Source organism: Maribacter sp. 1_MG-2023 (assembly GCF_030547005.1).
Classification (GTDB): domain Bacteria; phylum Bacteroidota; class Bacteroidia; order Flavobacteriales; family Flavobacteriaceae; genus Maribacter.
Window position 1 is genome coordinate 1 of the sequence record NZ_JAUOPN010000015.1, and the last position, 22,894, is coordinate 22,894.

A 22,894-nucleotide genomic window follows, 5' to 3' on the forward strand; every position below is an offset into this window, starting at 1 on the left:
CGATTTTTATATCCACAATATATCTCAGGTAATCCTAAGCAAAAAGAACATTAGCGATGCCAAATTACTTACAACGGTTTGTATATGAAACGTAGCGTGTAAAATAACGCAAACCTTTCGGATAAACACAGAGCCGAATTTTTATGTTTTGTTTTTACTTTTTCTCTTTTAAAAGCCAAATTTAAAAATTTGGCGGCTTCGCAAATAAGCACAAACCTTTCGGTTTAGCACTTACTAGCTATGTTTTATATACGTTGTTGTAACCAGTTATTTTACGCCCAATAACGTTCTGAATTCTTCTTCCAAATCCTCTATTACTTTCGGAAATTCGTCTTTAACAAACTGAGATATCTCTTTTGTTTTGTTAGAGTATTCTTCATAGAGCTCTCTAGTCATTCCTGATTCACTCAAATAACTGCTCATTTGCGCAAAATCCCAGCCTTTATTCCTATACTCATTTGCAAGGTTGTCCAATTTTTCCGCCAAATCTTTATCAAAGTAAATTCTATTAGGTAAATAGTAATTCACAAAATCTATAAGTCCTTTATTTACTCTAGTGATTCGTTCTTCTTTCTCCTTTTCTGCGTCTTCGATTACTGCGTGCATCCGTCTTGTGAAATCCGTCATCGCTGCCTGTAATTCGATTAACTTATGATATAGTTCTTTGACTACTTCAGCTCTGTCTTGATGTAATTTGGAAAATTGAATATTAAACTCATTAAGTTTTAAATCCAAATTGTGTTGGAAGTCTTGATTTTGCTGCTCCAACTTCATTTTATGGTTTTCCAATTCTTGGTTCAGTTCAGTTTTTTTCAATTCAATAGTTTCCGAAAAGAAGTATTCAATTAATTGTTTTCCAAAAAAGAGCACAGCAAGTATTATTAATACTCCTGGTCCATTTGTTTGTATTAGGTTATAAAGTTCTGTCATAATTGGTTACAACGTCTCGGCTAAGCGTAGTGCGGTAGTAAGGAAACGTTGAGTTTCCGTCTGCGCACGAAGCTAAAGCTTATTGTTTTGATTTATTTTTTCTATTTTAAAGCTAAATCCATAAGATTTAGCGACATCATAAATATACACATACCTTTCGGTTTTGCCCTAAAGTCCGCATTACGTTTAGGCATTGTTAGCTGTAGTTATTTTCACAATATTTTTAAAGTAACATAACCAATTGAGACAACTAGAATTAAAAAAGTTATAGCGCCTAGAATGTAGCTCAAGAACCCTTTGAAATAGCTCCATCTTTTCGGTCGTTCAAAAAATTGTCCAATTGCCCAAGCAACATAAATTGACCCAATAATAAATCCAATTTGCACTACTTTAAGGTTGGTAGTTCCATTAATAATTCCAAAAATTGTTTGAATTAATACCGAAATACCTATAAAATAAGAAAGTATGGTAAAAATTTGATAGTAGTTATAGTTTTGTTTTCGAAAAAATATTTTTGTCCACAAAGCAATGGGAATTGCCATTAAGATATTTGAATAACCGTAATTTTTAGAAAGCCATTCAAATAGTTTTTGGAAAATTGATTCCTCTTGAAAGTCCATAAAATAGCTTTGGAAGTTCAAAAACTGTTGAGCTAAAGTGAAAAGTAATGAGCATATTATTAAAAATAAGATAGGCTTAACTAATTTAGTCCTATCCTCATTCATGAACTCACGAACTGTTGGTCCAGGTTTTAAGAACAAGTTCTTAACGGTAAAAAAAATTCCTTTTTCTAAATTAAAGACGCTCTTAAATTCATCAAAAATATACTCTCCATCAATTGTTTTCAGTTTAATAGGAAAACCACAACTTGGACAAAAATTGCCATTAAATTCGGTGTTACATTTTTTACAAATATTCAATGGTGTTCTTTACTTTTTTATAATTACAGCTAACGGTTGAGCTATGAACAGTACGGGAGCAAACTAGCGTTTGTTTTCCGGCAATCACATAGCGAAATCTTTTGGTTTTGTTTTTTCTTTTTTTGTGTCAAAGCGAAATCCCAAAGATTTCGCGACATTATAAATATACACAGACCTTAACGTTTAAGCCCAAAGCCCGTATTGTTTATAGGTTTTGTTGTCATTAGTTATTCTTGCACAACAATATTAAAATTTTCAAATCCGTTTATCTTGTTGAGTTCGTTTAAAAATATCTCCATATCCTTATCTGCTTTATTTTTAGCTTGTTCCTCACTCAGTTTACGACTTTCTTCACTTATTGGAGTATAGAAGGCTTGAGTTTCCATATTCGATGCGTTTCGTGGATAATTCTTTGGGATTTCTTGTTTTGTTAGTTCTCCAAGAATTGTAGAATAGAGTGTTTTATATAATTCGGACTTAGATATAACCATCTCAAATGCTGTTCCTCTATTCCGTTCTAAATATCCCTCCAGCATTTTATAAAATTCAATTTCAGAATCTCGTTTGGGATTATATAGTTTTAGCTTTTGAATTAGTCCAATTTTGAAATCGCTAATATTTCGATAACCTTTCAGTTTTATATTTCTAGTGTTATTAGCTTTCAATACTTAATTCCTTTTGTTGAGTGAGTTATTGTTCATTTAACTATAAGCTTCTTCATAATTAATGACAACGGCGCGGCTATGGCAAGTAGGGCAGCGGACAGGCACTAAAATTTCCTCCACTCACTTAGCAAAACCTTTGGGTTTTCTTTTTTTTTTTTCTGGACAAAGCAAAATCCCAAAGATTTTGCGGACTTTGTAAACACGACCAAGCCAATGGATTCAACACTTTACGCCCTGTTTGCTATAGCCATTGTTGTCATTAGTTTTTTCCCGCTACTGTCTGTTTGTTATTTCGTTATTCCTGAAAATTACATACCAAGAATAAGAAACTGTTTCATAAGTTTCTTTACTCTTAATGTATGCTGGCTCAATGTCTTTTAATGAATTTACTACATCTTCAGTAATTTTTTTTAATTCAGGATTTTTGGTTTGATTCTCCGAAAGTGTTGTCGAGCCATCTTTATTAATTCTTATACGAACTTTTAAAGTGTCGGCTGGTAAAACTATTTTGTATTGATTTGCCCTGCTTAATATTTTGTTGCTAATTGCATTTTGAAAACAAGCCTCCGTATGATTTTTTTTACATTCCGATATTAAAGGAATTCTTGACTTGTTTTTAAACTTAGGTAATGATTTGTTTTTTTCTATTAATTTTGTTCGGTCTTTACTTCCAACGTATTCTGTTCCGTTCAATTTTGAATCGTTTACTAATGTTCTGTAAACTATTAAAATCTTGTGGATTGGGTAAATATTCTTTTTCTTATGAAGAGAATTAGACATTTCCAAAATCAGGTCAATTCGAGTATTCCCAACAGTCCAAGTATTTTTCTTATAATAATCTTTTTCTCCGTCTATGATGCTTTTTTTCGTGAATTCTCCTGTTTTATGACTTTTTCCTAATTCTTCGGATAACTGTTGTTCAATCAATATATAGTGATTCGCCAAAGATGTTCTAAAGTCTTTGTCCTGTTTATTTTCTATTTTTTCGTCAAAGTTTGCTATGTCAAGTTCATATCTAATTTCTTTAATTAACGAATCTTTTTTGGAAAAAACATAGCGTACTATTAAGTCCAAGTTCGGAACGCTATTGTCCTGTCTAATAAAAGATGCTATATCCAATTCCTCAGTGAGCGAGTTTACAGATTCGTCCAATATTTTTCCTCCCACAAACTGTTTTTCGATAGCTATAAAATCAGAAAGTGTCGATTTCGATATGTCATATTTCTCCTGAGATTTTCCTTTTGTACAGATTAATAGGACAAGAATTATGACTAAATTTTTAATGGTCATTCGGTTTTTTTAAAATTAATGACAACAATTGTATAAGGTAACAAGTTACTTTATATCTATTTTTGAATCACTAATCTAATGGATTTTTAATTTCTTTAAAAGTATTTGTAGCAACATGAGTGTATATTTCTGTAGTTTTACTAGAGCCATGTCCTAAAAGAACCTGAATTTGTCTTAAATCAACTCCAGATTCTAGTAAGTGAGTAGCAAAACTATGTCGTAGTACATGTGGAGTAACGTTTTGAGTGATTTTTGCTTTAATCGCAGCATTTTTTACTACCCCCAATACACTAACAGCAGAATATTTTGTGGCTTTTCGACCTTCAAATAAATATTCTTGTGGTTTCCATTCTTTAAAATATAAACGAAGGTCTTTAAGAGCTGATTCTGATAATAGTGTATACCTATCCTTATTGCCTTTTGAATTTTCGACACGTATAAGCATTCTTTTACTGTCAATATCTTTAATTTTTAAATTTAAAAGCTCACTCCGGCGCAAACCAGAACCATATAGCATTTTAATGATACATCGATGCTTTAAGTTGTTGGTGCTGTCAATTACAGCTATTATTTCTTCTTTAGAAATAACCTTGGGTAGTTTATGCTGTTTTCTTGGTCGTTCTATTTCATAAAACCGATTAGGCATTCCTAATACAACTTCGTAATAAAACTTAATGGAGTTGATGACTTGATTTAAATAAGAGTTAGATACATTTCTTTGAATTAGTACTTGTAGATAAGCCCGTATGTCTCTTTCATCAAGCGTTTCTAATTTTCTTTCTCTATAATGGTTAATGAACGTTTCAAAGTAAGTTACATAAGTTTTAACCGTACTATTGGCGTATTTTTTTAGTTCCAGTTTTAATAAGTATTCTTCTGGGCAAAGTCGGTAGCCTGGTACTATTATCCTTTTTCTAAACCATTGTACGTCCACTATTTCATTAGTAGTGTTGACAGGTTTGTTGGGGTGAAATTTATTGTAATTAATCCATACGATGCCTTTAAAAGTAGTAAAGAGAATTCCCAAGTTTTCTTTTGTGTTCGGTATATAAGCCATATTATATTGTTGACTCCATTTAGGGTTAGGAAGACCCTTGATCAAGTTCTGTATCAATTTATCTGGTGAGAATTTGATACCGATCATCTTCTGATCTTTAATCATTAAATGGTATAAGGTTATTGACTTTAATGGATTCATGTTGTAAGAATAATTGAAAATAAAATAATTAGCAGTATATTAACTGGGTAATATACGTTTACATTCGTTTATGAAAAAAAGATGTCCAGAGTGCAATATTGAAGTTGTCGGAAGATCCGATAAGAAATTTTGTTCGGCAAAATGTAAATCGATACATCAATATGAAAATGTACAGAAACAAGAAGTTTTCTATTTAATGGTCGACAAGCAGTTGAAAAGAAATAGAAGACTTTTAAAAAGGTATAATAAATCTGGCTTTACTACCATTAGAAGTACTGTTCTCTTAAACGACGGATTTAATCCTAAATATTTTACGCATTATTGGAAAACGAAGAAAGGGGAGCTTTATTTATTTTGTTATGATTTTGGATTTTTAAGTATGAATAGAAAAGGAGTGCAGAAGTATCTAATTGTACAATGGCAAGATTATATGTATGATTGATCAATAAGATGATTTAACATAAAAAAAGGGACAGCCAATAGCTATCCCTTTTTAATATCTTATTTAAAGCTGTTTTACGCTCTTGAGGTCAGTGATTTAAAGAATACGAACCCAAAGCCCAAGAATAGCATAAAGTGAAACGGAAACAGTCCGAAATCATTTAATGGTATTGCGCTATACATACCGAACATGAAATAAATCATTAAAGCAAATTCCAATATCATATTTGGCGATAATTTTTTAGCTAAATACTTGTTACCTTTCCAGCTTTGCTTAATGGTGCTAATATTGAATTTTGGTGTTCGTACAAATTCACTTCTTTTACCCATATGACCTTCAATTACTGCAATGGTATTGTGTAAAGAGAAACCTAAGGCAACAGAGAAAAAGGTAAAGAAGATACGTATGTAATCTACAAAGTTGTTAAAGCCACTGCCTTGTATACTCTTGTAAGTAAACCAATAGCAAACGAATAATATGATCGTACTTACGGTGAACAAACTTAGTAGTGAGAATACCCAGTCTAAATGCCCGTACGTATTCTTAATATAAAGCGATGGTATGCTTAATAAAGCAACTAAGAATACACATAAGAACATTGAGCTGTTCAGTAAATGCATTACCCCGTGAAACTTTGTTTTAAAAGGAATATTTTTTGCAGTTATAACGCTCCATACTGTTTTTCTAAAGTTCTCTGCACCACCTTTGTTCCAACGAAATTGTTGAGAACGTGCGGCACTTATAACTACAGGTAACTCTGCAGGAGTCTCTACATTTTCTAAATACTTGAATTTCCAGTCTTTCAACTGTGCGCGGTAGCTAAGGTCAAGATCTTCTGTAAGTGTATCGCCTTCCCAGTTACCGGCATCGATAATACACTCTTTACGCCAAATACCTGCGGTACCGTTAAAGTTGATGAAATGTCCTTTACTATTACGACCCACTTGTTCTAAAGTAAAATGCGCATCTAAGGCGAATGCCTGTATTTTAGTCAAAGTAGAGTAGTCGCGGTTCAAGTGGCCCCAACGGGTCTGTACCACACCAATCTCTTCATCTTTAAAATAGATAACGGTCTTCTTCAACCAATCTGAAGCCGGTAAAAAATCAGCATCAAAAATGGCAATGAATTCACCCTTAGCTACTTTAAGTCCTTCTTTTAAGGCACCCGCTTTAAATCCAGAACGATCAGTTCTTGTAATATGTTGAATATCTAAACCGGTCTCTTGTAATTTTGTAACAGTGGCAGCAGTAGTAATTACGGTGTCATCTGTAGAGTCATCTAAAACCTGAATCTCTAATTTACTTTTAGGGTATTCTATTTTAGCGATGTTTTCCAATAAACGATCCATAACATACTCCTCGTTAAATACAGGGAGTTGAATGGTTACGAACGGAATTTCTTTTGGGTCTAATAGATTAAATTTTGGAGCTGTTGTATTCTCTCTTTTTTGTGATAAGTAATTGATTAGCAAGTTCAGCTGCGCCAAGCTATAAAAGAAAATCAATAGTAAAGAGATACTATAAATTACGATAATAAGATACGCTAGAGCTAATGCCATATTATTTTATACTGTATTTGAAGATCCACCCCAAAATTTTTATGCCTGCAAATATACTACCTTTTACGGTTCCTGACACTTTAGAGATGCCAATTCTTCGTTTGTAACGCACTGGTACTTCGGTATATGTCATTTTTTTCTTAAGAACTTTTAGTTGCATTTCAACCGTCCATCCATAAGTTTTGTCTTCCATGTTCAATTCCTTGAGCTTTTCGTATTTAATTGCCCTAAAAGGGCCTAAATCCGTAAATTTTGCGCCAAAAAATAATCGCATTAAAAATGTCGCCAACCAGTTGCCAAAAATTTGTTGCGGAGTCATGGAGCCTTCTTCTCGTAAACCCTTAGTTCTGGCGCCAACTACAAAATCAATATTATTTTCCAAAATAGGAGCAACAACTTTATCAAGCTCCTCGGGATAATCAGAATAGTCTCCGTCAATAAATACGATAATGTCTGGTTGTTTAGATGTCGAAGCAACATAATCTAAGCCTTTAAGGCAGGCATAACCATAACCTTTTTTAGTCTCTGTAAGTACCGTAGCACCTGCGATTTCCGCATTTTTTACGGTATCGTCGGTAGAATTATTGTTCACAACGATTACCTCAGATACCGATTTTGGTAGCTCGTTGATGACATGGGCAATGGATTCTGCTTCGTTAAAAGCTGGTATTATTACTTTAATGTCTGTCATTATTTTAAATCTGATAAACTATTTTCACTGGTGAAAGCGCGAAAAGATGTCCATTCTTTTACTTTTTCACCCTTGTTATATTTCTCTGCAGATATCAATTTTGTGTCCTTGTATTTTAGGCAATATCCGTCTTTAATTCCTTTTGTTAACTGGCATTTGTGGTTTACGCTTCCCTTTCTGTCGTAAAACAACCACCAACCTATTTCTTTATTTTCAACGAATTTCCCCTCTTTGGTTCTAATACGGTCTTCGCTAAAAAAGAACCAATATTTCTCTTTCTTACCGTATGCGTAAAAACCTTGTTCAGATTTGTAACCGTTTGGGTGGTAGAAAGTCCAATAATCCGTTTTTGTACTATAGCGAATCCAGCCTTCACTTTCTAAGGTTCCGTCATCATAATAGGTACGTTCGTAGCGTTTGTCTTCAGGATTTATAAAAGCTAACAATCCTAAGCAAATAAGTGCGGCGTAAAAGAGTTTAAATAGCTTCATTTTTTTTAATATTTCATGTTTATTGCTGTATCGAGACAGACGTCTAAATTGCTATATTATTTAGCGCTTTTTAGAGTGTATGTATTATTTCCAGGTTTTAGTTCAACCTCAGTTCCTTGCCAAACTACCTTTCCTTTTATGGTTGTAGGAAGGGTTATTTCTGCGGATAATTTATGCTTGTTTCTTTTTAATTCAAATTCAATATTCCCTTTTGATGTAGGAAGTAAGCCTTTTATTTCATTAAGTTTTCCGAATGCCGGAGCAATTTCTACCTCTTCAAAATCATTTTTTACAGATCGGATGCCTGCCAAATAATTAAAATAAAAATATGCGGGCGATGCACTCCACGGGTGTACCTCTGATCTTGTAGGTTTTTCAACACTTTCAAAACGCTCTAAAGTAGTGGTCATGTGGTCTTCGATCATTTGCTCCCATGGTTTCTGGGCAACATCAAATAATTCTGGCGCCCCTAATTTTTTAATCGCTTCAAAAAGATAAAAACGGTAGTAATAGGTTGCTTGTAATAAATCTTCTTCGTTTAGAATTTTATCTAAAAGTGCACGCTGATCATTCTCTGGTATAGCATCGGTCAATATTGCCATGATATTGGTATGCTGATCATAAATGGTTTTATCTGGGCGCTCTGCAAAAAGATTTCTTTCAGTATCATAACACAATTCGTATACCGATTTAATAATTTCATCAGCACGATTTTTATAATTGATAGCAGTCTGCTCGTCGCCAATTTCATTAAAAAGGCGAGATGCATTTTGTAAGGCATCCACATAATGCAAACTAACTACGGCAGAGTTGAGTCCGTCGTTTTTAGTAGCGGTTCCGCTACCGTTATTCGGTCCGGTATACCAATCTATAAAATAGCGGTATGGTGTTTTGTTGACCAAATTAAGGTCGTTCATATTCTTCTCAAATCCGGCAAGGGTATTAATAATGCCATCTTTATAGGTATGAATAAATTCTTTGTTGCCAGAAGTATTGTACTGATCGGCAATCATATCTATCCAAACCAAAGAGTAGGTAGGGTAAATAAAGGTCGATCGCAGTGGGTAAGCTCCTAGAATATTACCGTCAGAATCTCTAGAATGGTCAAACTGGCGAATCGCATTTTTGGTATGTTCGGCATTACCGCTTAAAGCCTTCCAAATTAAGCCTTGTATTTTAGTATCGCCCACATACTGCATAGTTTCATAATAGGCATCACTTAAAAAGTAATCTTGGGTACAAATATCAATAGTACGCTTACAGATGTCAAAAATATCATTGTATATGTCGTCATCTGAAGTGAATTTTGCAATAGAAGGTATGGTAGTTCTTGATCTATGATTTACGAAATTTTCAAGAACAAGTTCTTGGTCTTTGGTTTCAATTTCAAACTCAATAAACCGAAACGTACGCATCCAGTTCGGAATGAATTTCTGTTCATCTTTTCCGTTAGAAATAACTTCATCGTAATAACCTAAAAGTTTTTTGTTCTTTAAGTCGTTTCGGTCCCCTTTTGCATTGTTGTCTCCGAATAGGTTCTCAGCGTACTTAATAGTAATTATTGATGATTTTCCTTTACTGAAGATTAATTCTGGGAATCCGTTAGTAACGTATTGTTGATCTAATAGAAAAGTAGTTTTTGTATTCGGGGCAAGCTTCAAAGTACCCAACACCGGAAACTCGGTTTTGATAGGTGTCGAAGAACGAACAATACTTGCAATTCTTTCCTCATCCCATGAAAGCAAAGGTAAATTACGAGGCTCTAATAAATAAGCAATAGAGCCGCCCATGCTACTGGCATTCTCAAAAAATTCAACTTTTTTCCAGTTAGTATGATCAAAATCTAACTTTTCCCAATGAGTAGGGTAGTTGTTCATATCAACAATATCAGTAGGGTTATTGGCATAGAATCCGCCAACGATTGCCTTTTCTCCATCACCTCTCCAAACTACTTCGTTCGCTTTGTACGATTCATCAATGGTGCTTACCCAAGTATCATTGAACCCGGTGGTATTAATGATTTTAGCATTTTCAGTAACGCCATTTACCATTAAACTGGTGAAAATGGACTGCATGCCTAAAAATCTTCTTTTACCAAAATTAATCACCTTAACGGCAATAACATTTTTCCCTTGGTTCAGGTAATCTTTCAGGTTTAAGGTTTCGTATTTGTAGTGCTGAATATCGCTCAATTGAGGTCCGTGAGTAATAAACTGACCGTTAACATATAGGTAATAATGGTTGTCTGCAGAAATATTGATAATAAAATCAGCTTTGGGATCTGCTACTTCAAAGGTATTACGAAACAACACGGCTGTGTCTTCGCCACCTTTAACATCTGGGTGGCTTACCCAACTGGCACTAATGTTCTCCTTACCATAAATAACTTCAGGGTAATTGACTTCCGTTTGCGATTGAACAGAAAGAGACACTAATAGTAAGAAAGAAAACAAGCGATTCATGTAATATATTTTGATGTAATTTGGTTGTAAAGATCATGAAAGAATAGTAAAAACCAGTCTTTCATGAGCTTTTTCCTGTTATCTAATTTAAGTGCACTTGAGTTTATAAGTCCCAATGCAAAAAAAAGCATATTTTATTTTAGAAATTAGATCTATTTCTTGTTCACTAGATCCATTAAATCAACATCGTTACCTAATAAAACATCTTGAGAATTAATACGTCCTTTTTCAGGTCCGTTTTCTAATTTTAAAACTCCCCTTGGGCAAACCGCAGAACAAATACCACAGCCTACACAACTAGAACGTACAATATTTTCTCCTTTTTGAGCATAGGCACGAACATCGATACCCATTTCGCAATAGGTAGAACAGTTACCACAAGAAATACATTGACCACCATTGGTCGTAATTCTAAATTTAGAGAACATACGTTGTTGAAAACCTAACATAGCCGCCATTGGGCACCCAAATCTGCACCAGACACGATTACCTAAAATAGGGTAGAATCCTGTTCCAATAACACCAGAAAAAATACTACCAATTAAAAAGCTATAAGTGGTTCTTAATGTTTCTGCTTTGAAAATGAATATGTTTGCTGAGTCACTAAAAAAGTGCATTCCTATTAATACAGCGATAATAGTGAAGTAGCCGATAGCACCATACTTGGCATCTTTCGCCAATTCTTCTCTTTTATAAATCATAACCCAAGCAAATACTGCAGTCAAAATAACTGCTACACCAGAGATGAACATTGTTTTTGTTAACCAGTATTTACTACTGTCATTTCCTAAATATGAGTAAATAACAGCTGTAGTCATTAAGGTTACGAATACTACCACACTGTGTACAACCCAACGCTCAACTTTCCAAGCAAATTTAGATTTATCACTTAGCTGGCGAAAAGAGTCACCGGCAGTCTCAGCCAATCCGCCGCAACCACAAACCCAAGAGCAATACCAACGTTTACCGTATTTATAGGTTAAAAAAGGAGAGATTACAAAAATCGAAATAATTCCGAAGAACAACATCGTCATACCAACACTACCAGAATCTATAAAGCCATTAATACGGTAACGTTCAAAGTTGTAATAGTTTAAGGGCCACATGTTTTTAAGATCGTAATATGGTAAATCACCATTTAAGCGCGCCATGATTTCTGGAATAAAAAAGGCAAATGCAGTCTGAAAAAACATAACACTAACCGTTCTCAATTGCTCGTATTTATTATGACGGTATTTCCAAATGAATTTAGCGCCAAAAGCCAAAATAGCAACGGTATACATAGTACCGTAAACAAACCATTGGCTGGCAGGGTTACCGCTAAGTCCTTTACTCAATGGGTCAAATAAAGCAATTAAACCTGTGTTGTCGCCATCTTTTACCAGACCTAAATACTGCGGATAGAAATAGAGCACAATATAAAACCCTGTTAAGGCGATACCACCCATCCAGGCAAGAACACCACGGCTAGAAATAGATTTAAACCAAACACCGTCATTTTTAATACCCTTGTGTTTATGTGCATAAGCAGCTTGAGAAAACCAGATAATACCTGCGAAAATGGCAACAATTGAAACCGTTAACCATAGTGCAGTATTACCTAGGTTTAAATTGAACAATTGTAGAATGAGAATGCCCAGACCGATCATTCCTGTTACTATTGCCAATTTTTGACCTGTATTTAATGCTTTAGGCGGTTCTCCCGCAAGTGACATACTTCTGTCAAAATTACCCATAGTAGGTGTTGTTTGTGTTTGTTATTTAGTTAGGCGATACTGAAAATACGTTTCCAGCTTTTTTTCTTTGCACTGATATTCTTGTTGAAATCAGCATTGTATTTGGCGATAATCTCATCCTCATAAAGTTTAAAGAACTCTGGGTCGAAATTGGCATCTTTTAAATAGGTCATGACATGGTCAATATCTTTGTTTTCTGTCAACCATTGGTCAAAAATTTCGTGTCGCATTCGAATGCCAAAAGTATTTAGACCTAAGAATTGATGGCTGTCTTTATCAAAGGCAACCGTTATACATATCTTTTCAGAAGCATGGCGCCAATGAAAATGGTGTTCGTTATCTTGTTTACTACGTTCGCTAAATACCCAACCGTAGGTTTGGTATTCTACATCTAAAAATTTAGCCGAATTGAACCAGTGACCAGGACTGTATTCTCTTGGGTTACCGCAAATAGATTGTGCAAGCGCTTCGCCCATCATTCTACCTGTATACCAAACAGCCTCTATTGGTCTTCTGCTACCAATACCCTCATGCTGTTCTGCACAATCGCCAATGGCGAATACATCTTTTACGTTGGTCTCCAAAAATCGATTAACCTTAACACCTCTGCCTAATTCAATGCCAGAATCTTTTAGAAAATCGATATTTGGTGCTACACCAGCAGTTAAGCCGACCACATTGCATTCAATGGTTTCGCCTTTATCTGTGACTACTGCTTTTGCACGCCCATTTTCATCAGAAATTATCTTTTCAAGATTGGTGTCTAACTGTAAATCAATATGGTGTTCTAGAATATGTTCGTTGATCATTGCAGATTCACCTGCAGGTAATACTCCGTTCCAAAAGCTCTTTTCGCGTACTAAAAAAGTAACCGGTATTTCGCGAGAACGCAACATTTCTGCCATTTCAATACCTATAAGTCCGCCACCTACAATTACAGCACGGTTACAAACCTTTTTGTTAGGTGCATTTTTCTCAAGCATCTCAAGGTCTTGTTTGGAATACAAACCTTGTACACCTTTTAAATCTTGACCAGGCCAACCAAACTTGTTCGGTTTAGAACCTGTTGCGATGATTAGTTTGTCATAAGAAATAGATGAACCACCTTTTAAGACTAGCTTTTTAGTATCGGTCTCCACTTTTTTAACAAACCCGTTTACGAGGTCGATTCTGTTTTTCTTCCAAAACCAGTTTTCGTAAGGTTGTGTATGTTCAAATTTCATGTGGCCCATATAGACATACATTAATGCGGTACGGGAGAAGAAATAGTCACTTTCTGCAGAAATAATGGTGATTCTTTTGTCTGATAGCTTTCGTATATGTCTAGCTAAAGTGACTCCGGCTATGCCATTACCAATAATTACAATATGATCCATAAAATGCTTTTGTTGATGGTTGTGTCGGTATTAAAGGTAAGAACTTAACACTACCCTTTTTATTTAGAAAGATTATAAACTTGTTATAACTCTGTGATACTTTTAAACGTAGTTTGCGTTTTAATAGAATTAAAACAGATTTGTAACACGCAGTAAATCAGTGCTTAATTAGCTTAAGAATTTTAAATAAAATAAATTTTATTTTTTAGGAAGTGTATGTTTTTGAAAAAAGCCACGACCTAAACAATCTCAAAAGCGATCATAAATTTAAATACCATGAAAAGAACTTTAATACAGACTTTGTTTTTCCTTTTAATAGTGACCAGTGTTTCTGCACAAGATGTAGCTACTTTTTTTAATAAGAGCGATAGCTTTTTTAAGACCAATGTAGTTGATGGTAAAGTAAAGTATGCAGCTATAAAAAATAACCCCGAAGCTTTGAATGCAGTATTGGAATCTGCCAAAGGCATTACAGTATCAAAATCTGATGCTGCTACCTATCAAGCTTTTTGGATTAATGTTTATAATCTGCTTGTTATAGATGGAATTGTTAAGAATTACCCATTAAAATCGCCTTTAGATGTTGCTGGCTTTTTCGATAAAACAAAGCACGAGGTTGGTGGAAAATCAATAACCTTAAACGGAATAGAGAATGATTTGCTAAGAGCACAGTTTCCGACTGAGGCAAGATTCCATTTTGTATTGGTATGTGCAGGTTTGGGGTGCCCTCCAATTATAAATACCGCATATAAGCCAGCTGAATTAGAAAGTCAGTTACAGAAGCAAACCGTTTTAGCGTTAAATAATCCTAACTTTATAAAAGTAAATAAGAATAAAGCTCAGATTTCACAATTGTTCGAATGGTATAAAGGAGATTTTGAACAAAAAGGAAGTACAGTAGATTTTATCAATACCTATAGAAAAGAGCAATTACCAGAAAATGCAAAGGTTTCTTATTACCCTTATGACTGGTCTTTGAACGAAGCTAAATAATTAACAAAATTTAAAAACCTTATTATGAGTATTTTAACTAGAGATTTATTTCTTGCTGTGGCTTTTTGTGCCTTATTTAAAGGGTATAGTCAAGATAGTTTGCAGCAAAAAAGTAATATTCAACAGTACACACCTTCGAAATTAGTAGGCAAAGGGCAGTACGATATCAAATGGTTTAATAATTTATATACCCAGACCGAAAGCACATTTACAGAAGGTAAAGAGCCAAGACAAACATTTTTTACTTCTACCATTGAAGGGTATACAGGCGTTGGTACGAACAAAAGATGGAATGTAGGTGCTATTTTAGAATTTAGATCAAATGTTGTCGGTGATAGAAGTGCATTAGATGTATTTAAGTTTGACGGAGAGAATAACACCGCCAGATCAGGTCTAACATCGATAGCGCCATCGGTAAAGTTTGTGCCAATTGCTTCGGTCAGTAATTTTTCTGTACAAAGTTCTTTCTTTATTCCGTTGGTGGATAATGAAACAGAGAACGGAGTATTTTTAGATCAAAAGGGATACATCTGGCAAAATAGATTCTTTTATGACTATACTTTTCCTGGTGATAAATGGCAGCTTTTTAGTGAAATCAATTCAGAATTAAGCTTTGGTGACAAAGATGAAAGTTTTGCAAATAATAGCTTAAATCTAAGTCCGGGTTTATTTCTTAGCTATTTTCCATCAAGTAAGTTTACCATTTTGGCATTGGCACAGCATTCTCAGCGTTTAGATTTAGGTAACAACTTTACACAAGATTTTACAGCCTTAGGTGGTGGTGCAAAATACCAACTAACAAATGCCTTGAACTTAGAGCTGCTGTATACCAACTTTGTGCGTGGTAATAATACAGGGCTAGGGCAGACCTTCAATTTGGGGTTGCGCGGTATATTTTAAAATTAGTTTGAGTGTTCCTTAAAAGAGCTTTTCGTTGTTATAAACAACTAGGCTCTTTTTTTTTGTATTTATAAACCAGGGTTTAATAGTTGGCTAATAACATGTTATTTTTGTTCTATATTGATAAAACAGGCATACAGTTCATGGAAATTTTGTTACGAGTATTAAAAAAATGAATTTAAAATCTATTCCGTTTCTAATATTGATGTTTGCTTTTCTTCTATTGAAAGGACAAAATAGCATGGTTGATACATTAAAATTTTCTGGAATTAAGAAAATTAAACTTTCTTTTGTAGAGAATTTTGTGGAAGCTAAGAATGGTATGGTGATAGATTCTCTTTTAATGGAAAGAGATATGCTACGTTTAAAAAGGTTGCCCTCAATAACGCATGCCTATTACAGTGTTCGTGCTTTAAAAAATAATCGTGTTGAGGTTAATTATGTTATAGAGGAGAGTTTTACTTTAATTCCTTCTGCTAATTTATTTAGTTCATCTAATGATGATTTTGCTTTTAGAATTGGATTGAAAGAATTTAATTTTCTGGGTCAGAACATAACCCTTGGGGCATTTTATCAATTTGATAATTACAGTTCGTATGGAATAGGTTTGAGAGCTCCTTATTTGTTTTCTAAAAAGTTGGGTCTAGCATTTAACTATAATGATTTTACAACGCTAGAACCGGTATTTTTTGAAGATGATACTGCCGATTATAAATACAGTAATAGTGGGTTTGAGCTACTTGGTCTTTATGAGTTCAATATCAACAATCGCATAGAGTTGGGCTATAGTCTTTTTACAGAAGACTATAGTTATGTTGAAGGTTCTACCAGTGTAGAAGTCCCTTTAAGTTTAAAGGTAGATAAGCATTTGTTTAAATTCATTTATGATTATAATAATTTGGATTATTTCTATCATTATTTAGAAGGGTTTAGAAGTCAGCTTAATTTTCAATATGTAGGAAGCGCTAATGCCAGTTTGCCTGAATTTTTAATTGGCTTTAATGATTTTACTTATTTTAAAAGATTTGGAAGTAAAGGCAATTGGGCAAACAGGTTGCGTTTAGGTTTGGCTAGTAATGTTGATAGCCCATTTGCTCCATTTACGGTTGATAATAATCTAAATATTCGTGGTGTTGGAAATACAATAGATAGAGGTACGGCAATGATTGTATTGAATACGGAGTTTCGCCATACGCTAATTGATAAGAATCAGTTTGTTTTACAAGGAAATGCTTTCATTGACGGAGGTACCTGGCGCAATCCTGCCGGTGGTTTTGATGATTTGCTTGAAACAAGAAACCTTAGAATTTATCCCGGTTTAGGCATAAGATTTATGCACAAACGAATCTTCAATGCAATTTTTAGAATAGACTATGGATACGGAATAACAAAAGATGGAGACAAAGGTTTTGTCTTTGGTATTGGTCAATATTTTTAGCAATTTTTTGTAATTCAAATGATGGTGATAAATAAATTATGGCATAGACCTTGCGTTAATAATTGCATGAAATATAACAGTTTTACAATTTTATTTTTATTGTTTTTTAGCGTTTTTTGCACTGCGCAAGATTCGTTGAAAACGGTTGTGGCAGAACCCGGAGACGGCATTTTATCACTGTTACGGAAGCAAGGTGTTAATCCGTATGAAGCTTATGATGAATTTGTAGAATTAAACTATCATGATTTGCGCGATAGTGTACATCTTGTTGCTGGTAGAGTTTATGTACTTCCAAGAATAAAATTAGATACGGTGGCTATTGTAGATTCTTTACAGTTGCAATCAAAAGAAATTAAAGCCCTAGAAAGTGATTCTTATGATATTTTTGGAGAGAAGCATAAAACGGTTATTGCTAAAAGCGAACGGTTAGAAGGCAATGTTTATTATTTAGTTTCGGGTCACGGTGGTCCTGATCCAGGAGCGATGGGCGTTTATGCAGGTAAGGCGATAGCAGAAGATGAATATGCCTATGATATTACTTTACGGCTAGCTAAAGAATTATTGGCTCATGGTGCAGAAGTTTATATCATTATACAAGATGAAAATGATGGCATTAGAGATGATTTCGTTCTTGAAATCGACCATGATGAGGTTGCGTATATGAATAAAAAAATACCGCTAAACCAAGTGGCAAGATTGAAACAACGGGTAGATATTGTCAATGATCTGTATAAAGAAAATAGAGAAAAATACCAGCGATTGATTGTTACTCATGTAGATAGTAGAAGTGAAAATCAAAATATAGATGTTTTCTTTTACCATCATGAGAAAAGTAAAAACGGAGAAAAACTAGCAGAAAGCATTCATAAGACCTTCGGAGCCAAGTATAAAAAATACCAGCCTAATAGAACGTATTCGGGTACTTTTGAAGATAGAACATCGCTGTATCTAGTAAAGAAAACGCATCCTGCAATGGCATACATTGAGATAGGGAATATTAGGAATAAAAAAGATCAAATCAGAATTCTAGATCCAGACAATCGCCAGGCACTCGCCAAATGGATCAGTGAAGGGATGTTATTAGATTTTGAAGGGGAATAAAGATTAAGCCGCTATATACTTTAAATAATACTGGTGTAACTCAGCTGGTTTTGCGCCTAAATGGTATTTTAAATGAATCATTCCGAAATGCCATTGCAATCGTAACTCGCCGCGCTCTTCATAACGTCGTGCGGAAGTAGTTACGGCAGAAGAAATAATTTTAAAAGGTTTTAGTTTGTATACTCTTCTAATGAATTCGTTGTCTTCGTAAATAACATAATTTTCATTGAAACCTTTAAGTTGTTGAAATAGTTTACTGGTGATGAAAAGAGACTGGTCGCCGCCTCGACAAATTTGATGATTAATGCGTGTGCACCAAGAAAAGAATTTTAAAAATCGGCTATTACTGTTAAAACGCATTTGAAAGCAACCCACTTCAAAACCTTGGTCAATTTCATTTAAAATAGCACTGTCAAAATCTTTTGGAGGTAAAGAATCTACATGTAAAAAATAAAGGATATCACCAGATGCCTTAGAGGCACCAAGGTTCATTTGTGCAGCACGTCCTTTTTTACTGTTAACAACAGATGCGCCATATTTTATAGCGTTTGCAACAGTGTGATCTGTGCTACCGCCATCAACCACTAGTATTTCTTTTATGCGATTTGTGCCCGCATTGGTAGAAATGGCAAGAAGTACATCTTTAATGTACTTTTCTTCATTCAATACCGGAATGATAATACTTATGGTTGCCTGGTGAGTACTCATAAAAAAATGTTTGCTTACTTATGGTAGTCAAATACTGGTATTCCTTACAATTGCTTAATTAATTCTTGAAATAACTTCACCATTTTAGGTTCAGTTTTTTCAGCAATAGAAATAATCTCGCTAATGTCAACAGGTTTTAAATTGTCTGGATCGCATTCATCTGTCAAAACAGAAACGGCAACAATAGGCAATGACAAATGATTGGCAACGATAACCTCTGGTACAGTACTCATGCCCACGGCATCTGCACCAATTAATTTGATCATTCTATATTCAGCCTTTGTTTCTAGTTGTGGGCCGACTACAGAAGCATAAACTCCGCTTTTTAATGATATATTATGTTCTTTGGCAATAGCGGTCAATTTGTTACGCATATCTAAATCATAAGGCTCAGACATGTCTGCAAAACGCTCGCCAAATTCACTAACACCTTTAAATGCTAAAGGAGAACCACCCTGTAGGTTAATGTGATCTTCGATCAGCATCATATCGCCCTTTTTATAATCAAGGTTTACTGCACCTGCAGCATTAGAAATAAATAATTTAGAAATACCCAACATGTGCATTACGCGAATAGGGTAGGTGATATCTAAAAAATCGTAGCCTTCGTAAAGATGAAAACGACCTTGCATTACAACTACTTTCTTACCAGAAATGGTACCATATACCAATTTACCAGTATGAAATTCAACCGTTGCCAATGGAAAAAATGGAATGTGATTGTAATGAGCTTCAATAGGGTCTTCAACACTATTGACTAATTTACCTAATCCTGTACCTAAAACAATTCCAATTTCTGGTTTGTCAAAACCTTTGTTTTTAAGGTATGCTACAGATTCTAAAAGTTCATCTTTCATCATAATTTTATATGTTTTAAAAAGGGAGCAAAGGCATCATTATCCTTTATATCCTCGTAATAATCAACGTCGTTTCTTGTTTCTAAAAGGGTAGTAGTTTCATTTTTAAGGTCAGCTAAAGTGTCCTTTAAAACGGTTTCTGTTCCCCATGTTTTGTTTTTGAAAAGTGCTGGTAAAAATTTCTTCATGCCTAGTAAATAGTATCCACCATCTTCAGCAGGGCCCACCACAAAATCGTTTTTCTCTAAAGCTTTAAATGCTTCTTCTAAATCTTCTTGAGAAAGATCAAGCATATCACTACCTATAATAATGATTTTTTGATATTCGTTTTTAAATCCTTCTTGAAAGGCATTTGCCATTCGAATACCTAAATCTTTGCCTACTTGTAATTTTTTACCAAATTTTTGATTGTCCCAGATATCGTTTTCCCAAATTTCTTCGGAATAATACACCTCTTTTTCTGCATATAAGTTTTTGGTGATCGCTACGGTATGGTCCAATAAAAATTTATAAATATCAAATGCAGCTTGGTCGCCAACCGTAGCGGCTAAGCGTCTTTTCCCCTTTCCCAATTCAGGGTTTCTGGTGAAAATCAGTAAAAGATTGTTTGAATTTGCGAGGGTGAAATCTATGACCTTCTCGTCTCGTACTGCTTTATTGTTCTGTAGTATTGCCAATGTATTTTTTTAATTTTCCTAACTCCTAACTCCTAACTCCTAACTAGTATACTTTAATTCCTTCTTGTAAAAGCTTGCCCCAGTGTTTACTAAAAGCATGAACGCTATCGGTTGCAATTTCTTTGTCGTTAAAAACGGTACCACCTTTATTTTTCCATTCAAAAATACCGCCATGCAAGTTTAGAATTTTGGTATACCCCAACTCTTTTAGCTTCTCACCAATATCTTCTGATCTTACACCGATAGAACAATACACGATTATGGGCTGCGATTTGTTAGTAATCGTTTTCAGTACCTTTTTTTCGTCGAATTTTTTATATCCGACCCAAATAGCATTTTTAAGGTGACTTACTTCAAATTCTTCTTTTTCTCTAGTGTCTAAATATGCGATAGAATCTGTTTCGGGTAAATTGTCAAAATACGCATAAGGTATCGTTCCTTGGTTCCAAGAGTTTAGTGCCTTTGAAATTTTGTCTTGTCCCGAGCTATATTTTGAAAAACAAAGGAAGGCAAGAACACAGAGTAATAACTTATAATTTAGTATTTTCATTACTACAAAGGTACTATAATTAGCATTTAAGAAGTACCGGTATAAAAGTGAATTTATGGTTAAAACTTTGCAAAATAAAGGTTTAGCAGTATTTGTATTTCTGTGTGTTATTTTCAATTTCAGTTGTAAACAAGAGGTAAAGCAAGAATTGATCGAAGAAGAAGAGATCCCAACGGGGTATTATATAGAAAAATATAGACCACAATATCATTTTACGCCAGAAGAAAAATGGATGAATGATCCTAACGGGTTGGTTTATAAAGATAGCTTGTATCACCTTTTTTACCAATATTATCCAGATAGTACAATTTGGGGACCCATGCATTGGGGTCATGCGGTTAGTAAAGATATGATGGTTTGGAAGCATAAACCAATTGCTTTATTTCCTGATGAAAACGGATTCATATTCTCAGGTAGTGCTGTGGTGGATCATAACAATACATCGGGCTTTGGTATAAAAGATAATCCCGCCATGGTGGCAATTTTCACTTATCATGATATGGCAGGTGAGAAAGCTGGGCAAAATGATTTTCAAACACAAGGTATTGCCTATAGTTTAGATAATGGTGATAGTTGGACGAAGTATGAGAACAACCCTGTAATTGAAAATACGGGAATTAAAGATTTCAGAGATCCAAAAGTTTTTTGGAATGATAAAACTGAGGTTTGGACAATGCTTTTAGTGGCTGGGGATCATTTACAAATATGGAATTCGCCCAATTTAAAAGAGTGGAAAAAAGTAAGTGAGTTCGGTAAAGATACCGGTGCGCATGGTGGCGTATGGGAATGCCCAGATTTGTTTCCATTAAAAATAGAAGGTACCGATGAGGTAAAATGGGTGCTTTTAATTAGTATAAATCCTGGTGCGCCAAATGGAGGTAGTGGCACGCAATATTTTATAGGAGATTTTGATGGTACAACATTTACCACAGACCAAGTAGAACATAAGTGGATAGATTTGGGTAGAGATAATTATGCAGGTGTGACCTATAACGACACACCGAATAATGAACGCATATTTATTGGTTGGATGAGTAATTGGGACTATGCCCGTGAAACGCCTACTGAAAAATGGCGTAGTGCAATGACAGTACCAAGAGCGTTGACTTTGCGCAAGGTTGGTGATGAAGTATCATTATTTAATTATCCTGTAATAGGTTTTGAAAAGCATGTTGCCTTGGCATACCCAGAAAGTATAATAAAGATTCAACCTACTAGAAAAAGAATTATTCCGCTGAAGTACGGCAACCAAAGCAAGACGAAATTCACCTTGTCCGTTCCAAATACTCAAATGTATTTTAGGAATAAAAACGGAGATAGTCTAAGTATTGATATTGATAGGGATAAAAAAGTGGTTACACTAGATCGAAGAAAATCGGGCAATGTTGATTTTAGTGATAAATTTTCGCCGGGAGTTCAGCAAATGAAAATTCCGAGTTTACCAGATGGTCTAATTGAAATAGTATTTCTACTAGATCATTCTTCATTAGAACTTTTTATAAATGGCGGTCAGTATGTAATGACCAATCAAATATTTCCTAATGAATTTTTTAGGGCGATTACGATAGTGAATAATTCAGAAGAAGAGTTAGTTATAGAAGACTTTACAGAGCATAAAGTAGAGCGTGTTTGGGATTAGTCTCTGCAGTGTTGTCGAGTAGATTAATACTTATTCGTCTGTATGTCAAATTACTATGTTCGTTTTTTATGTAATTTGCTAGGTATATTTTGGTGTCTCTAAGCTAAAGTTGGGTTAATTGTGGTTACTGAAACGTAGGCTATGATGATGTGCTCATCATTATATTAGGTTATAACCTCTAGTGTAATTCTGAAATCTTTTTGTCGATTTAAATGTGAAATGAACAGACCTATTCTATGATTCAAGAGCTACCCTATATATTTTTGCACTA

At 34.5% G+C, this 22,894-nt stretch carries 21 protein-coding genes; 6 read left to right on the forward strand and 15 right to left on the reverse strand.

Annotation, left to right across the window (positions count from 1 at the left end; genetic code table 11):
- Nucleotides 1–267 precede the first annotated feature (267 nt).
- The 5 genes from Q4500_RS15170 to xerA all read right to left on the reverse strand — a co-directional run bounded on the left by Q4500_RS15170 (nucleotide 268) and on the right by xerA (nucleotide 5,003).
- The gene (locus Q4500_RS15170) at nucleotides 268–930 is read right to left on the reverse strand and encodes a hypothetical protein (protein ID WP_303600450.1); all 663 of its coding nucleotides are present in this window, start codon (nucleotides 928–930) and stop codon (nucleotides 268–270) included.
- Between the two features lie 212 nt (nucleotides 931–1,142).
- Nucleotides 1,143–1,850 (reverse strand): DUF3667 domain-containing protein, encoded by a 708-nt coding sequence (locus Q4500_RS15175; protein WP_303600451.1) that lies wholly within the window; start codon nucleotides 1,848–1,850, stop codon nucleotides 1,143–1,145.
- Between the two features lie 227 nt (nucleotides 1,851–2,077).
- Nucleotides 2,078–2,386, reverse strand: a complete 309-nt coding sequence (locus Q4500_RS15180) for a hypothetical protein (RefSeq protein WP_303600452.1) — start codon at nucleotides 2,384–2,386, stop codon at nucleotides 2,078–2,080.
- 402 nt (nucleotides 2,387–2,788) lie between these two features.
- The gene (locus tag Q4500_RS15185; RefSeq protein ID WP_303600453.1) at nucleotides 2,789–3,805 is read right to left on the reverse strand and encodes a hypothetical protein; all 1,017 of its coding nucleotides are present in this window, start codon (nucleotides 3,803–3,805) and stop codon (nucleotides 2,789–2,791) included.
- 70 nt (nucleotides 3,806–3,875) lie between these two features.
- A complete protein-coding gene (gene xerA / locus Q4500_RS15190) occupies nucleotides 3,876–5,003 on the reverse strand; it encodes a site-specific tyrosine recombinase/integron integrase (protein WP_303600454.1) in 1,128 nt (375 codons plus the stop codon).
- Between the two features lie 70 nt (nucleotides 5,004–5,073).
- On the opposite strand from xerA, the gene Q4500_RS15195 reads away from it, so the two are divergent.
- A complete protein-coding gene (locus tag Q4500_RS15195; RefSeq protein WP_303600455.1) occupies nucleotides 5,074–5,445 on the forward strand; it encodes a hypothetical protein in 372 nt (123 codons plus the stop codon).
- 74 nt (nucleotides 5,446–5,519) lie between these two features.
- Here the strand turns inward: Q4500_RS15195 and Q4500_RS15200 are convergent, their stop codons facing one another.
- The 6 genes from Q4500_RS15200 to Q4500_RS15225 form a co-directional block, all read right to left on the reverse strand.
- Entirely contained in the window at nucleotides 5,520–7,004 is a 1,485-nt protein-coding gene (locus Q4500_RS15200) for a cellulose synthase family protein (RefSeq protein WP_303600456.1), read from the reverse strand.
- Nucleotide 7,005: 1 nt separating this feature from the next.
- A complete protein-coding gene (locus Q4500_RS15205; protein WP_303600457.1) occupies nucleotides 7,006–7,695 on the reverse strand; it encodes a glycosyltransferase family 2 protein in 690 nt (229 codons plus the stop codon).
- Entirely contained in the window at nucleotides 7,695–8,186 is a 492-nt protein-coding gene (locus Q4500_RS15210; protein WP_303600458.1) for a toxin-antitoxin system YwqK family antitoxin, read from the reverse strand. The genes Q4500_RS15205 and Q4500_RS15210 overlap by 1 nt, the downstream gene beginning before the upstream one ends.
- 56 nt (nucleotides 8,187–8,242) lie before the next feature.
- Nucleotides 8,243–10,648, reverse strand: a complete 2,406-nt coding sequence (locus Q4500_RS15215) for an alpha-L-rhamnosidase C-terminal domain-containing protein (RefSeq protein WP_303600459.1) — start codon at nucleotides 10,646–10,648, stop codon at nucleotides 8,243–8,245.
- A gap of 152 nt (nucleotides 10,649–10,800) precedes the next feature.
- Entirely contained in the window at nucleotides 10,801–12,384 is a 1,584-nt protein-coding gene (locus Q4500_RS15220) for a 4Fe-4S dicluster domain-containing protein (RefSeq protein WP_303600460.1), read from the reverse strand.
- Between the two features lie 29 nt (nucleotides 12,385–12,413).
- On the reverse strand, nucleotides 12,414–13,760 hold the full coding sequence (locus Q4500_RS15225) for an NAD(P)/FAD-dependent oxidoreductase (RefSeq protein WP_303600461.1): 1,347 nt from the start codon (nucleotides 13,758–13,760) through the stop codon (nucleotides 12,414–12,416).
- Nucleotides 13,761–14,036: 276 nt separating this feature from the next.
- On the opposite strand from Q4500_RS15225, the gene Q4500_RS15230 reads away from it, so the two are divergent.
- The 4 genes from Q4500_RS15230 (at nucleotide 14,037) to Q4500_RS15245 (ending at nucleotide 18,192) form a co-directional block, all read left to right on the forward strand.
- On the forward strand, nucleotides 14,037–14,753 hold the full coding sequence (locus Q4500_RS15230; RefSeq protein WP_303600462.1) for a DUF547 domain-containing protein: 717 nt from the start codon (nucleotides 14,037–14,039) through the stop codon (nucleotides 14,751–14,753).
- A 24-nt stretch (nucleotides 14,754–14,777) separates the two neighbouring features.
- Nucleotides 14,778–15,653, forward strand: a complete 876-nt coding sequence (locus Q4500_RS15235) for a hypothetical protein (RefSeq protein ID WP_303600463.1) — start codon at nucleotides 14,778–14,780, stop codon at nucleotides 15,651–15,653.
- A gap of 172 nt (nucleotides 15,654–15,825) precedes the next feature.
- A complete protein-coding gene (locus Q4500_RS15240; protein ID WP_303600464.1) occupies nucleotides 15,826–17,091 on the forward strand; it encodes an outer membrane protein assembly factor in 1,266 nt (421 codons plus the stop codon).
- A 147-nt stretch (nucleotides 17,092–17,238) separates the two neighbouring features.
- Nucleotides 17,239–18,192, forward strand: a complete 954-nt coding sequence (locus tag Q4500_RS15245; protein WP_303600465.1) for an N-acetylmuramoyl-L-alanine amidase — start codon at nucleotides 17,239–17,241, stop codon at nucleotides 18,190–18,192.
- A 3-nt stretch (nucleotides 18,193–18,195) separates the two neighbouring features.
- Here Q4500_RS15245 and Q4500_RS15250 read toward each other — a convergent pair whose 3' ends face one another.
- Genes Q4500_RS15250 through Q4500_RS15265 form a run of 4 tightly spaced genes read right to left on the reverse strand, consistent with a single transcriptional unit; the run spans nucleotide 18,196 to nucleotide 20,984 of the window.
- The gene (locus Q4500_RS15250; protein WP_303600466.1) at nucleotides 18,196–18,900 is read right to left on the reverse strand and encodes a TIGR04283 family arsenosugar biosynthesis glycosyltransferase; all 705 of its coding nucleotides are present in this window, start codon (nucleotides 18,898–18,900) and stop codon (nucleotides 18,196–18,198) included.
- A 44-nt stretch (nucleotides 18,901–18,944) separates the two neighbouring features.
- Nucleotides 18,945–19,760, reverse strand: coding sequence for a purine-nucleoside phosphorylase (locus Q4500_RS15255; protein ID WP_299800609.1), 816 nt, complete (start codon nucleotides 19,758–19,760; stop codon nucleotides 18,945–18,947).
- Nucleotides 19,757–20,428, reverse strand: a complete 672-nt coding sequence (locus tag Q4500_RS15260) for a TIGR04282 family arsenosugar biosynthesis glycosyltransferase (RefSeq protein ID WP_303600521.1) — start codon at nucleotides 20,426–20,428, stop codon at nucleotides 19,757–19,759. Before Q4500_RS15260 ends, Q4500_RS15255 begins: the two co-directional genes overlap by 4 nt.
- A gap of 49 nt (nucleotides 20,429–20,477) precedes the next feature.
- Entirely contained in the window at nucleotides 20,478–20,984 is a 507-nt protein-coding gene (locus Q4500_RS15265; protein ID WP_303600467.1) for a rhodanese-like domain-containing protein, read from the reverse strand.
- A gap of 55 nt (nucleotides 20,985–21,039) precedes the next feature.
- Between Q4500_RS15265 and Q4500_RS15270 the strand changes: the two genes are divergently transcribed.
- Entirely contained in the window at nucleotides 21,040–22,623 is a 1,584-nt protein-coding gene (locus tag Q4500_RS15270; protein WP_303600468.1) for a glycoside hydrolase family 32 protein, read from the forward strand.
- The last annotated feature ends 271 nt before the right edge of the window (nucleotides 22,624–22,894 follow it).

Excerpts from the sequence above, each read along its gene's own strand:
- Q4500_RS15170 (WP_303600450.1), bottom strand. The coding sequence starts at position 930 with ATGACAGAACTTTATAACCTAATACAAACAAATGGACCAGGAGTATTA.
- Q4500_RS15180 (WP_303600452.1), bottom strand. The coding sequence starts at position 2,386 with ATGCTGGAGGGATATTTAGAACGGAATAGAGGAACAGCATTTGAGATG.
- Q4500_RS15185 (WP_303600453.1), bottom strand. The coding sequence starts at position 3,805 with ATGACCATTAAAAATTTAGTCATAATTCTTGTCCTATTAATCTGTACA.
- xerA (WP_303600454.1), bottom strand. The coding sequence starts at position 5,003 with ATGAATCCATTAAAGTCAATAACCTTATACCATTTAATGATTAAAGAT.
- Q4500_RS15195 (WP_303600455.1), top strand. The coding sequence starts at position 5,074 with ATGAAAAAAAGATGTCCAGAGTGCAATATTGAAGTTGTCGGAAGATCC.
- Q4500_RS15200 (WP_303600456.1), bottom strand. The coding sequence starts at position 7,004 with ATGGCATTAGCTCTAGCGTATCTTATTATCGTAATTTATAGTATCTCT.
- Q4500_RS15205 (WP_303600457.1), bottom strand. The coding sequence starts at position 7,695 with ATGACAGACATTAAAGTAATAATACCAGCTTTTAACGAAGCAGAATCC.
- Q4500_RS15210 (WP_303600458.1), bottom strand. The coding sequence starts at position 8,186 with ATGAAGCTATTTAAACTCTTTTACGCCGCACTTATTTGCTTAGGATTG.
- Q4500_RS15215 (WP_303600459.1), bottom strand. The coding sequence starts at position 10,648 with ATGAATCGCTTGTTTTCTTTCTTACTATTAGTGTCTCTTTCTGTTCAA.
- Q4500_RS15220 (WP_303600460.1), bottom strand. The coding sequence starts at position 12,384 with ATGGGTAATTTTGACAGAAGTATGTCACTTGCGGGAGAACCGCCTAAA.
- Q4500_RS15225 (WP_303600461.1), bottom strand. The coding sequence starts at position 13,760 with ATGGATCATATTGTAATTATTGGTAATGGCATAGCCGGAGTCACTTTA.
- Q4500_RS15230 (WP_303600462.1), top strand. The coding sequence starts at position 14,037 with ATGAAAAGAACTTTAATACAGACTTTGTTTTTCCTTTTAATAGTGACC.
- Q4500_RS15235 (WP_303600463.1), top strand. The coding sequence starts at position 14,778 with ATGAGTATTTTAACTAGAGATTTATTTCTTGCTGTGGCTTTTTGTGCC.
- Q4500_RS15240 (WP_303600464.1), top strand. The coding sequence starts at position 15,826 with ATGAATTTAAAATCTATTCCGTTTCTAATATTGATGTTTGCTTTTCTT.
- Q4500_RS15250 (WP_303600466.1), bottom strand. The coding sequence starts at position 18,900 with ATGAGTACTCACCAGGCAACCATAAGTATTATCATTCCGGTATTGAAT.
- Q4500_RS15255 (WP_299800609.1), bottom strand. The coding sequence starts at position 19,760 with ATGATGAAAGATGAACTTTTAGAATCTGTAGCATACCTTAAAAACAAA.
- Q4500_RS15265 (WP_303600467.1), bottom strand. The coding sequence starts at position 20,984 with ATGAAAATACTAAATTATAAGTTATTACTCTGTGTTCTTGCCTTCCTT.
- Q4500_RS15270 (WP_303600468.1), top strand. The coding sequence starts at position 21,040 with ATGGTTAAAACTTTGCAAAATAAAGGTTTAGCAGTATTTGTATTTCTG.